General features: G+C 65.9%; 12 protein-coding genes. 7 read left to right on the plus strand and 5 right to left on the minus strand.

Features of this window, described 5'->3' with window-relative positions:
- Positions 1-3: 3 nt before the first annotated feature.
- From ACWEO2_RS21235 to ACWEO2_RS21245, 3 genes are all read left to right on the plus strand, one after another.
- A complete protein-coding gene (locus tag ACWEO2_RS21235) occupies positions 4-813 on the plus strand; it encodes a class I SAM-dependent methyltransferase (RefSeq protein ID WP_452406887.1) in 810 nt (269 codons plus the stop codon).
- 78 nt (positions 814-891) lie between these two features.
- The gene (locus tag ACWEO2_RS21240) at positions 892-1,419 is read left to right on the plus strand and encodes a methyltransferase family protein (RefSeq protein WP_452406888.1); all 528 of its coding nucleotides are present in this window, start codon (positions 892-894) and stop codon (positions 1,417-1,419) included.
- Positions 1,420-1,762: 343 nt separating this feature from the next.
- Positions 1,763-3,181 carry an alpha/beta hydrolase family protein gene (locus ACWEO2_RS21245; RefSeq protein WP_452406889.1) on the plus strand — a complete coding sequence of 473 codons (1,419 nt, stop codon included), beginning with the start codon at positions 1,763-1,765 and terminating at the stop codon, positions 3,179-3,181.
- 79 nt (positions 3,182-3,260) lie between these two features.
- Here ACWEO2_RS21245 and ACWEO2_RS21250 read toward each other — a convergent pair whose 3' ends face one another.
- Positions 3,261-3,959, minus strand: coding sequence for a carbon-nitrogen hydrolase family protein (locus ACWEO2_RS21250; protein WP_452406890.1), 699 nt, complete (start codon positions 3,957-3,959; stop codon positions 3,261-3,263).
- 93 nt (positions 3,960-4,052) lie between these two features.
- On the opposite strand from ACWEO2_RS21250, the gene ACWEO2_RS21255 reads away from it, so the two are divergent.
- Entirely contained in the window at positions 4,053-4,280 is a 228-nt protein-coding gene (locus ACWEO2_RS21255) for a hypothetical protein (protein WP_452406891.1), read from the plus strand.
- Between the two features lie 87 nt (positions 4,281-4,367).
- On the opposite strand, the gene ACWEO2_RS21260 is transcribed toward ACWEO2_RS21255, so the two are convergent.
- On the minus strand, positions 4,368-5,303 hold the full coding sequence (locus ACWEO2_RS21260; protein WP_452406892.1) for a GlxA family transcriptional regulator: 936 nt from the start codon (positions 5,301-5,303) through the stop codon (positions 4,368-4,370).
- Between the two features lie 71 nt (positions 5,304-5,374).
- Here ACWEO2_RS21260 and ACWEO2_RS21265 point away from each other — a divergent pair, with 71 nt between their 5' ends.
- Positions 5,375-5,710 (plus strand): cupin domain-containing protein, encoded by a 336-nt coding sequence (locus tag ACWEO2_RS21265; RefSeq protein ID WP_355180557.1) that lies wholly within the window; start codon positions 5,375-5,377, stop codon positions 5,708-5,710.
- A gap of 346 nt (positions 5,711-6,056) precedes the next feature.
- On the opposite strand, the gene ACWEO2_RS21270 is transcribed toward ACWEO2_RS21265, so the two are convergent.
- Positions 6,057-6,650 carry a GNAT family N-acetyltransferase gene (locus tag ACWEO2_RS21270; protein ID WP_452406893.1) on the minus strand — a complete coding sequence of 198 codons (594 nt, stop codon included), beginning with the start codon at positions 6,648-6,650 and terminating at the stop codon, positions 6,057-6,059.
- Positions 6,647-7,876 carry a hypothetical protein gene (locus tag ACWEO2_RS21275; RefSeq protein WP_452406894.1) on the minus strand — a complete coding sequence of 410 codons (1,230 nt, stop codon included), beginning with the start codon at positions 7,874-7,876 and terminating at the stop codon, positions 6,647-6,649. Before ACWEO2_RS21275 ends, ACWEO2_RS21270 begins: the two co-directional genes overlap by 4 nt.
- A 757-nt stretch (positions 7,877-8,633) precedes the next feature.
- Here ACWEO2_RS21275 and ACWEO2_RS21280 point away from each other — a divergent pair.
- Positions 8,634-8,891 carry a hypothetical protein gene (locus ACWEO2_RS21280; RefSeq protein ID WP_452406895.1) on the plus strand — a complete coding sequence of 86 codons (258 nt, stop codon included), beginning with the start codon at positions 8,634-8,636 and terminating at the stop codon, positions 8,889-8,891.
- Between the two features lie 180 nt (positions 8,892-9,071).
- Here ACWEO2_RS21280 and ACWEO2_RS21285 read toward each other — a convergent pair whose 3' ends face one another.
- A complete protein-coding gene (locus ACWEO2_RS21285; protein WP_452406896.1) occupies positions 9,072-9,572 on the minus strand; it encodes an N-acetyltransferase family protein in 501 nt (166 codons plus the stop codon).
- 62 nt (positions 9,573-9,634) lie between these two features.
- On the opposite strand from ACWEO2_RS21285, the gene ACWEO2_RS21290 reads away from it, so the two are divergent.
- Positions 9,635-10,279, plus strand: coding sequence for a class I SAM-dependent methyltransferase (locus ACWEO2_RS21290; RefSeq protein ID WP_452406897.1), 645 nt, complete (start codon positions 9,635-9,637; stop codon positions 10,277-10,279).
- The last annotated feature ends 385 nt before the right edge of the window (positions 10,280-10,664 follow it).

A 10,664-nucleotide genomic window follows, 5' to 3' on the forward strand; every position in this document is an offset into this window, starting at 1 on the left:
GATATGACAAACACGCAAATCCCGGCCCAATACGCGACCGGCATGTCCCGGATCAATATCGAGCGGGCCCTCGTCGCGGCGGGAAAGGACCTCGATCGGCTAGAGGCTGCCGATCTCGCGCTGCTCGAGGATTACCACGCCAGCGGACGCATCGCGACCCATCAGCTCGCGGAATTGCTCGACCTGACTCCCGCGACCGAGGTGCTCGATGCGGGCACCGGCATCGGTGGCACGGCCCGGTATCTCGCAGCCCGCTTCGGCTGCCGAGTCACCGGCGTCGATATGGTCGCCGAATACTGCGACACCGCGCGCTGGCTCAATCGCCTCGTGGGCATGGATGATCGGATCACCATCCGCCAGGCCGACGTAACCGAACTTCCTTTCGCTGCTTCCGCTTTCGAGGTGGTAATCAGCCAGCACGTCCAGATGAACGTGGCCGACAAGGATCGGCTCTACCGCGAGGCACGCAGGGTTACCGCCGAGGGCGGCCGACTCGCCGTGTGGGACATCGTCGCCGGTGACGGCGCTGCGCTGGACTATCCGCTGCCCTGGGCGGAAGGGCCCGAGCACAGTCACCTGGCCACTCCTGAGGACTTGCGTGCGGTAATCGAGTCGGCCGGCTTCGCCGTCGAGCACTGGGCGGACCTCACCGCGACAACAGTGACAACGATGCGCACCGTGCTGGCGATGCCGCCCAGTCCGCTCGGACTGCACGCATTTGTGCCCAACTTCCGCGCAAGAGCCGAGCACCTCACCGATGCACTGGCCGACGGACGCCTGCGGGCCGTTCAGGCTGTCGCCAGGGCGAAGTAACGAACACGATCCGCGCCCGAGCCGGGGCGGTTGAGAGAGCCGATTTCGGCAGTGTCTCGACGCCAGAAAGTTCCGATCGTGGGCAGTATCCTCACCCGCATGGGCCGCCTTCGCTCGATTCTGGGCAGCACTCTGTTCGCGATCGTCGTGCCCGGCACGGTCGCGGGTCTGCTGCCCTGGTTGATCACGGGCTGGCACAGTACGCACGCACCCGCTGCGCTCCGTCTGGTCGGTGTGGCTTTGATCGTCCTGGGGCTCCCGGTCCTGCTGGACGCCATCTACCGGTTCGCCGTCGAAGGATTGGGCACGCCGGCACCGATCGCACCGACCCGACATCTGGTCGTCGGCGGACCGAACCGCTTCGTCCGCAACCCGATGTACCTCGCGGTCGTGGCGATCGTCTTCGGCCAGGCGTTGCTCCTGGGCCAGTGGTCACTGGCCTGGTACGGGCTCATTATCGCGGCGGGCCAAGCGCTGTTCGTTCGGTTCTATGAGGAGCCCACCCTCCAGCGCGCCTTTGGTGCCGAATACGAGCGGTACCGAGCGGCCGTACGCCCATGGGTACCTCGGCTCACACCGTGGCACCCGGATGAGGAGACGAGGTAGTCCGCTCGGCCCGGCGGGGATTCCGGCGCGGGACCGCGGATCGGGCGAAAATAGGTGTACCGCACCGAGTTCGGGTAGAAGCGGCGGCTTCGAAATCGCCGGATGCAATAGGTTGCCGCTGGGCGGGCGATCTGAGCAGTGAGATCGACTGCGGTGCAGACCGTGCGATGATGCTGCTGGACACGCGTTCCTCTGGTGACAGAGCCGACCTCATATCCCATGGAGTACGACCCGCTCGACCAGCTAGCGCTGTTGCCGCGGCCGTCGGCTGATACTGCAGGGGGAGGAGTGTCGGTACCACGGTGCGATGTCTGGGAGCGGTTGGTGGGCATACGTTTCCGGCATGCGAGTGGTGATAGTTGCGATGCTGGTTCTGATGTGCGGTGGGATCGGCGGCGGAATGGCCGAAGCGCAGCCTCCGCAAGCGGATCCGGGGCAGGAACAGGTGGCGTTCGACAGCGACGGGTTGACGCTGTACGGCACGGTCTATCGTCCTGCAGGTGCCGGGCAGCATCCGGGGATTGTGCTCGTCGGCGGATCGGGGCCGGGGCCGCGGGCGGAATACCGGCCAGAGGCAGAAGCCTTCGCGCGGGCGGGCATCACCACGCTGGTCGTAGACAAGCGCACGGTCGGATACTCCACTCGCCGCCGGAATTTCGGAGTGCTCGCCGACGATGCGCTCGCCGGGGTGCGGCTGTTGCGGAACCGACCCGACGTAGCTGCCGAGCATATCGGGTTGTGGGGGTTCAGTGAGGGCGGCTGGGTGGCGATGCTGGCGGCGTCGCGGTCTACGACGGTGGGATTCGTGGTCACCATCGGTGGCTCCGGCCTGACCCCCATGCGCACCCAGACCTGGCTTCTCGCGAATCTGTTACGGCACAAGGGTATTTCGGGAGGCCTGTCGGATGCGGTGAGCGGACCGGGCGCGGCCGTGGTCGACGGAGCCGGGGTGTTCCCGGAGGCGGACTACGACCCGCTGTCGGCGCTGCGGCAGGTGCGTGTGCCGGTACTGGCCCTGTGGGGTGACCACGATATGAAGGTCCCGGGCGCCGAGAGTGCCACGATCTATCAGCGGGAACTCGCGACCGCAGGGAATCATTCGGTCACGACGCGTTTCGTGCCGAATGCCGGGCACAATGGGCATCGGACCACCGACGGCTTCGACAGGGTCGGGGGAGAGCTGTTCGAGGACAAGCCACTGGGTGAACTCGGCCCCGGCTATGCCGACGTGATCACCGACTGGATCCATTCGGTCGCCGCAGATCAGGCGCCGCCCAGCGGGGCCGCGCCGGCCCCGGCCCAGGCCATGAGCAGCCGCGCACCGGGCGACCACCCCGGTCTCGAGTACGCGGTGCTGGCCGCGCTGCTCCTCGGCTTCGCTGTCTACCCGCTGTCGGCCATCGGGCGGATGATGCTGCGGCGCAAGCTATCCGATGGTGCTCGGGAGGTTCGATGGGCGGCCCGGGCGGTGTCGGTCACCGGGCTTCTGGCGGCGCTGGGCGGCGTGGTCTATGTGGTGGGGATATTGGCGGTGGGCAGTCAGATGCCGCCGACGTCATTCGCGGCCGGGCAGCCGCTGCCTTGGCTGCTGGTGCGCGGGCTGACCTTGGCGGTGCCCGTGGCGGCAGTCGTCCTGGGACTATCGGGGTGGCGGGCGCGAGGCCGGATGGACGCACTGCTGCGCTGGCAGACGATTGTGCTGTTCGCGGCGGCGGCGGCCTTTGTGCCGTGGGCGCTGCACTGGCAATTGCTCCCCAGATGAGCCGGTTTCAGTCGGAAACGAGATCTTCCTATTGTCGGTCGATCTTGCTCGTTCCCACGTCTCTGTCAGTACAGTTTGCTCAACTGCCTGGTTCGAAGGTGTGGCAGGCGAACTCGCCGGGGTCTGGTCCTGCCTGGGCAAGCAATTCACCTGTTGTCGACCAGATGCCCGAACGTCCGGAGGTCCGTGTGAACCCACCGCCAGTCGAGCCGGCGAACGCTGCGGTGGCTGCCCACACGCCGTGCTCGGTGGCCACGTTGCGGGCGCGCTCGCCGTGGAGTGCCGCCTCCTCCGCGCTGTGCACCACACCGGCCACATAGCCGTGGATATCGAGCGCGGCAGTCCGCCGCGCGTGCTCGGCGATCCCGGTGTCTCGGCAGATGGCCAGGCCCAAACGCCAACCGTCGACTTCCAGTGCCGTCGGCTCGCCGGAACGGAAACGGTCGGACTCGCTGCCGTGCAGGTACACCTTCCGGTAGACGACCGACGCTCCGCGGTGATCGACGGCGATAATACCGATCGACGGTCCCGGCGTCGGTGCCCCGACCAACGCGATCGTTCCGGTGTCCGCGCACGCGGCAACGATGGGAGCCAGCCGAATATCTTGCGGCGCAACAATGTCGGCATCCAGCTCATAGCCGGTCAGCGACATCTCCGGGAATACCACCACCCGTGCCCGCGCGGCCCGGATCAGCTCGACATGCGCCTGCACGTTGGCGGCTACCGCATGCGATACGCACCGAGGTTGCGCAACAGCGATCCGCAAGGCTTTCCGCACCGACCCCTCATTTCTCTTCTGTGACAGTGAATCTTGCTCGTTCCGCCAGTTCTGTCAGTACGGTTTGCCCGTTGTCGTGATCGTATCGCGCGGATGGTGGCCGATGCAGCTGTCGAATGGGGGCAGGCCTCTGCCGGTCTGGTTGAGGTGGACTTCGTCGATGTGGTCGGCGCCCAGCAGCGGCTGACGCTGTCCTCGTGCACAGCAGTGCGGTTCGAGGATGCGCGGCCGGTGCGCCGGGTTCCGCCATCGATCCTCAACAGACGCGGATTCGAGCAAGATCTAATGGCAAAATCGGCTCGTCCCAAGGCATCTCGGTAGTTTTGATCAGCGTCGTATTGCCAGTCAAAATTCCTCACCGCAGGTCAGAGGCACCCCGACGAGGACGAATCACTGACACAAGACACGTCAGGAAGTCCGGAACGCCTGGCGGTATGCGCCCGGTGTTGTGCCGACCTGAGCGCGAAAGCGGCGACGGAGGTTGACCGCAGAGGTGAGGCCGACGCGGGCCGCGATGGCTTCGACCGGTAGGTCCGTCTGTTCCAGCAGGGTGCGTGCCTCGGCGACCCGGCGCGACAACAACCATGCGCCCGGGCTCGTGCCGAGGTGATCGGTGAAGCGTCGGGCCAGTGTGCGGGGCGAGACGTTGGCGTGTGCGGCCAGATCGCGCACGGACAGCGGTGAACCCAAGCGTGTTTCGGCCCAGTCGAGGAGCCCGTCCAATGCGTTCGTGGGCGCTGCGGGTGGGGCGTATTGTCGCTGGCCGCCGTCGCGGTGCAGCGGCATCACCATGTGTCGCGCGAGGAGGGCGGCGTGCGCGGCCCCGTGGTCCTTTCGGACCAGGTGCAGGCACAGGTCGATGCCCGCGCCCGCTCCGGCGCTGGTAGCGACATCGCCGTGGTCGACGTAGAGCATGTCCGGCTGCACACGGATCCGGGGGAACTCCTGCTGCAGCTGCGTCGCGCGTGCCCAGTGTGTGGTAGCCGAGCGGCCGTCCAGCAGCCCGGTGCGGGCCAGCGCGAAAACTCCGGAGCAGATCGTGACCAGCCGCGCCCCACGGGCGTGTGCCCGCAGCAGTGCGTGACGCACGGGCGGCGACAGCGGCGCCTGCACCGGCGCCCAGCCGGGTATGAGCACGGTATCCGCGGATGCGAGTGCCGAAAGGTCGTGTGCGACCGAGATCGCGTATCCGGCTGTCGTCGGCACCGGGCCGGGTTCTTCCGTGCACACCTCGAATTCGTAGTGCTGCGGCAGCTCGGCCCGCTCGGTGCCGAATACCTCAACGGCGCAGCCGAGTTCGAACGTTGACTGCACCGGCCGCACCAGGGCCACCACGCGATGCATGGCAGAAATGTACCCCTTGATGTCGTATCGGACACTTTCCGGCGCCGCTCGCGAACGGCACCGTTGCAGGCATGCACCCCGAGATCCTTGCCCAGGAGGGCTACACCTCTGTTTCCGTCGATGAATCCCCGGTCCGTGACCTCTTCCCGGGGATCCGCGTCCGCCCGCTTTGGACCGGGCCCTCCGGTGCGCACGCCAACATGCTGGAGATGGATCCGGGCACATCGTGGCCGCGCCGCGACGTCCACGACCCCGGCCCGGAGGAGGTTTACGTGGTCGCCGGCACGTTCAACGACGGCGCCCGCGACTACCCGCCCGGAACCTTTCTGCACGCCCCGGCCGGTTCCTGGCATGTTCCGGCAACCACGACCGGCTGCACCCTGTTCGTGTTCTATCCGGAAGGCTAGAACACGACAATGCCCCACGCCCCCCGTGGGCTCGATGAGGATCCCGCCTCCAACTGCCCCGTCCAACTACATTGCCGCGCTACCCACTCCGACTGCTCGGCGAGCGTAGTCATGTGGCTGTCGAATCGGCCTGGGCGACCACCCTTCGACTACGTTCGACAGATCTCGGACCCAGGGCTCGATACGGCAGGAGGTATCTGGATGCGGCACTGTCGAACGTTGGCGAGCAGGTCGAGCATTTTTCGCCGCGAGATCATGTGCGCTGCAACGGTTGTCGTGGCGCTCGGGTGATCCGCCGGGCATCATCGTGATCGCGTGCACCTGTGTTCGGGTCAGTTGCTTCCGATCAGGTGGGCAGGTCGCGAATCAGCACGTCGAATGTGGGGGCGTCGGGCCAGCTCGGTTTTAGGGTGCCGACCCGATACCAGCCCCACTTGCGATAGGTGGTGTACGCGCGGGAGTTGTCGGGGCGGACGAGAAGCGTTGCGCGGGGTTCGGGTCGGGCGTCGAGGAGTTCGTTGTGGAGCGCATGGGCTATGCCGCGGCCGGTGAGCTCGGATCGGACCATGATTTCGCTGAGGGCAAATGTGCGGGAACCATTCTCGGCGGTGAACTCGGCTGCGTTTTCCTCGTCCAACTCGAGCCCGCCCCACCACGCGGTGTTCTCGGGCAGTGGCCAGCCCCATGCCTGGCCGCACGTGTGCCCGTCGAGTTCTGCGATCACCAACTCGAATCCGGCGGCGCGGCTGGGGCTGGTGTATGCGTCGAAGCGGTGCATAAACGCGTCCGGCGATTCGAACTTCTCGCCGGTGCCGATCGCCCGAATGTAGGAACCGCGGAAGATGTCTTCGACCTCTGTGCGCCGATCGCGGGCCTGTGCGGCCGTCAGGTGGTGGAACACCAGGTTTTCGAGCCCTGTCGCCTTTTGGCCCGGATTCATGCGGTGATGACCTTTCTCGCCAGAACGTCGAATCGTTGTCGGAATTCGTCGGAATACCCCTCGACCGCATCACAAACTGGCGCAAGGAGTTTGAGTGTGCGGGTCGAAGAGATCTCTCGCTCGAGGTCGGTGAGGACCGAAACCCCTTGGGCGGTAGCGGCTTCGATATCTCCGACATTCGCCAGGGCGGCGGCCCAGCCTGCTCGGTAATTCGCCGCGTTGCGGGCACCTGCCTGCTCGAGCGCGAGTCCCGCAGACAGGGTTGCCGCCTTTTCCAGATCTCCGAGGTCGCCGACACCGCGGGCTTCGTGGGATCGGATCTCGGTAGTCGTGACGAACCGAAGCCATCGTGGGCACTCGTCCGGCGACTCGTGCTCGAGCGCGAAATCGAGTTCACGCCAAGCAGTGGCAACAGCTCTGCCGAATCGGGCACGGTCGCCGAGCACGCCGTATGCTTGTGCTTCGCGGATCGCCATCAGCGCGTGGATGCGGCTCGGTGGGCGACCGCGGCTCAGGTCTTGCGCACGTCCGATAAGTCCGAGTGCGCGGTACGGGTTTCCTCGACCGGTGCGCGACAGGGTGATCGCCTGATGCGCGGCGTTCAGGCATATGTGGACGGTCAGTCCGTCGTCGCCAGCCTGGTTGGCCAATGCGAACCCGTCGGCATAGCAGCGACGCGCAAGAAGGTGCATCTCCGCGTCGAAGGCCAACCAACCCGCGATTGTTGCGAGTTCGCCCGCTGCGCGCATGAACGCCGTGCCTGCTTGCTCGTCGAAGGCGCATGTTTCCAGAGCGGCTTTCGCCCATTCCAGTTCGTCTACGGCTGTCTGCACCAGCGCTGCACCGCCCACTGTCTGCTCGCGCCGGGCGAAGTCCTCAACATTCGCCGCGAGGCGATTGGCCTCGGCGATTCCGAGGCGGCTCGGCTTCGGTGCGGAGTCCAGGGCAGGCAGCGCAATTGCCGTCCCGAGCAAGACTCCGAACTCCCGCCGTTTCACTTCGTCGCCCTCGACTTCCCATGGCATGTGTCGTGCAGTCATTGCCAGGTTATCGTCGGCTACCGCCGCCCGAAACCGTTGCGCCTGCTGATCATTGAGACGCGCAAGCTGTGAGTCCAGATCCTGGGCAGACTTCCCGCGGACCGGGCGGTCTGCCGTGGTCTTTTCCCACTTCCTGATTGTCGGCGGCTCGTAGCCAACCTTCGCGGCGAAGTCGTCCTGCGTCATACGCAGAGCTGCTATGCGAAGGGCTTTCACCTCCACACCTGTCCATTTGCTGACGATCATCGCCACCCCTGTTCGCGCCAACAACGCTCGGTATCAGAAGCGTATTACTTGTGTGCGGTTCTGTGCCTGGGATCGAACTAGCTGGTCGGCGACGCTTTATGGACATTCGGTACAGGGTGTTGGTTCGTAGCCCTCGCCCGCTGATCCGTTCGCGGCGGGTGGTGTCGGATGCATCGACCGCATCTGAAAGGGGAGGAACAGTGACGAATTCGCAACTGCCGCAGCGAGATCCGTTTGTCGGGCCGCCAGCCGCATACGAGGGCATTGCGCCCGATGTGGTCGAGCGGTTCGCGGATGCCATCCGGGAGTGGGCTGGCCGATCTCTACTCGCAGAGTCGTCTCGGTGCCGGGGAGTCGATACGAACCATGAGGGGGTGTGATGCGCCGGGATAGGTTGCGTACCACGCAAACCCGGGATGGTCGCAAGGTTGCGGTGTGGCGATTGGTGGGGTGTGCGGCGCGGATCCTGCGCGTGCAGTTCACGTCCGAGTCGTTCACCGCTTATTGCTTGCCGTCGCGCGCGCAGTTCACGGCGGTGCAACCCGGAACGGTGATGTTTCGACCCGTACCCCGATCTGGCTGCCGCTCGGGAGTTGCTCCCGAAGCATACGGACCTGTGGGACGCGCTTCGAGACGACTACTGGGCCGCGCTGGTGGATGTGCAGGATCTGCCTAACCCATCGGAGGCGTAGGCCGGATGTTCGAAGCAGCTCCGTCCCCGGCGAATGAGATCGCGCCGTCCGTGCGCGCATTGCTCGCGGCATTCCACGAGGACACACGCCACAAGCTGGACCTCGCCCCTGTCGATAGCGTTCCGATCTATCAGCGTGTGTCCGACGGCTGGCTGAGCCCGGTCGGCGAAGACGGTTGGATTTCGGACTCCGATGCAGATCTGGACAGAGCCGATGCGATAGCGATCACGCCGATCAGTGTTCGCGATACGGAAAACTCCTGAGCGTGCGACATCTGGCATCTCGAACGCACTGGCGGACAAGCGGATTCGACCTTCGCAGGGTGCAGCCCGCGACGACGCAGATCTCGACCGCTTCGGGCACACCGGCGTTCGATTGCGGCGCGTCGACTGTGCACCCGGACGAGCATCCGGTCTGAAACTTCCCACTCGCTTCGAGCGTATTCAGTCCTCCGGCAATCCGGCGAGCTGTTTGACATAGCGGTGGGCAGGAACGGGGACCGGGCCGTCGGGGCCGGGGGCTTGGTGGGTGAACCGGCCCTCATCGGTCCAGCCGTTGCGGGTGTAGAAGGCGCGGGCGCGGGCATTGCCCGGGACTACGGCCAGCCAGGCCCGCGCATGGCCGCTGCCGGATATGCGCTGCTCGGCGGCGGCGAGTAGGGCCGGTGCGGTGCCGGTGCCGCGGTGGCGGCGGGATAGGTAGACCTGGTCGATTTCGTCGTCGAGGACCATCATGAAACCGGCCACCTCGTTATCGATGATCGCGACAGTGGTATCGGCGATCCGTTGGGTGGCCCGCGGTGCGAACGACTCCTGCGGGCGGACGGCGATGAGTTCGTCGGGGACGTTGCCCAGGTGGGCGTCGCGCCAGCCCTCGTACCAGATCGCCGCGATGGCTTCGGCATCGTCGGGGCGGGCCGGGCGCAGGTGCGGGGAATCGGTCATCTTGGCAATGTAGCGCGGTGGGCATTGACATGAACCCGGGTTGAGGTTGAAGGCTGGATGGCATGAATCGACCTCCTGAGTTCTGGAATTCCGTATATGAGGATGGATCCGCGCCATGGGTGATCGGGGAGCCGCAGCCCGCGGTGCTCGAGTTGATCGAGCAGGGGTGGATTCGGGGTGCGGTGCTCGATATCGGGTGTGGGGCCGGTGAGCACACCATCAGGCTGACCGAGCTCGGCTATGACGTGCTCGGGGTGGATCTTTCGCCGAGTGCGATCGCGTATGCCAGGGATAATGCGCGCGAGCGCGGAGTGCTCGCGCGGTTCGAGGTGGCCGATGCGCTGGAACTGGGGGATGAGCCCCGCTATGACACCATTCTCGACAGTGCGCTGTTCCATGTCTTCGCCTTCGACAAAGGCGATCCCACCGAATACGTGCGCAGTCTGCACCGGGTCCTGAAGCCCGGCGGGCTGGTCCATATCCTCGCGCTCTCCGATGCCGAACCGGGCTTCGGCCCGCGCATCAGCCGCACCGCGATTGCCGAAGCCTTCGGCGCAGGATGGGAATTGGAGGAACTGAAGCCCGCCCGGTATCGCGGACGGGTCAGCGCGGCGGTCGTCGAGGCCGCGCAACTCGGCCTGACGCCGGGCAGCATTGTCGATGAGGCGGCCTGGCTCGCCAGAGTGCGCCGCCGCGATATTTCCTAAAGCGTGTCTTCCAACCGAATTATCGGATGACACCACCCTTCTCGGGCGTTCGAACCCATCGCCACAACCATGGTGTGGGTGTCGGTTTCCGCGTCATCCGGGACGGTTTCACCCACACCGGAGTGTGGGCCAGCGCCGTCTCGTTGGCGGACATTGATGACCGAGGCTCGTGCTTCGGGCTCCCGGACCTGGGCTAGATGATGTGTCTCGCCCCAGTGCAGAAAATGCCGCCGCCGGGCGGCGACGTGCGCGTGGTGCCGTGCTGATCGCGCTGCAGCCCGGCGCCGGTTGTTGGACCCCTTACGTTTTCGCGTGACGGCTTCGGCCAGGCGACGCTGCCGCCGCAGCCCCGCCACAGGCACCCGCGGGGCGTCGGTGGTCCGGT

The sequence above is a fragment of the Nocardia sp. NPDC004278 genome, from assembly GCF_053602975.1.

What these genes read in the sequence shown, in the direction of transcription:
- ACWEO2_RS21235 (WP_452406887.1), top strand. Translation starts at nt 4, where the DNA reads ATGACAAACACGCAAATCCCGGCCCAATACGCGACCGGCATGTCCCGG.
- ACWEO2_RS21245 (WP_452406889.1), top strand. Translation starts at nt 1,763, where the DNA reads ATGCGAGTGGTGATAGTTGCGATGCTGGTTCTGATGTGCGGTGGGATC.
- ACWEO2_RS21255 (WP_452406891.1), top strand. Translation starts at nt 4,053, where the DNA reads ATGGTGGCCGATGCAGCTGTCGAATGGGGGCAGGCCTCTGCCGGTCTG.
- ACWEO2_RS21260 (WP_452406892.1), bottom strand. Translation starts at nt 5,303, where the DNA reads ATGCATCGCGTGGTGGCCCTGGTGCGGCCGGTGCAGTCAACGTTCGAA.
- ACWEO2_RS21265 (WP_355180557.1), top strand. Translation starts at nt 5,375, where the DNA reads ATGCACCCCGAGATCCTTGCCCAGGAGGGCTACACCTCTGTTTCCGTC.
- ACWEO2_RS21270 (WP_452406893.1), bottom strand. Translation starts at nt 6,650, where the DNA reads ATGAATCCGGGCCAAAAGGCGACAGGGCTCGAAAACCTGGTGTTCCAC.
- ACWEO2_RS21275 (WP_452406894.1), bottom strand. Translation starts at nt 7,876, where the DNA reads ATGACGCAGGACGACTTCGCCGCGAAGGTTGGCTACGAGCCGCCGACA.
- ACWEO2_RS21280 (WP_452406895.1), top strand. Translation starts at nt 8,634, where the DNA reads ATGTTCGAAGCAGCTCCGTCCCCGGCGAATGAGATCGCGCCGTCCGTG.
- ACWEO2_RS21285 (WP_452406896.1), bottom strand. Translation starts at nt 9,572, where the DNA reads ATGACCGATTCCCCGCACCTGCGCCCGGCCCGCCCCGACGATGCCGAA.
- ACWEO2_RS21290 (WP_452406897.1), top strand. Translation starts at nt 9,635, where the DNA reads ATGAATCGACCTCCTGAGTTCTGGAATTCCGTATATGAGGATGGATCC.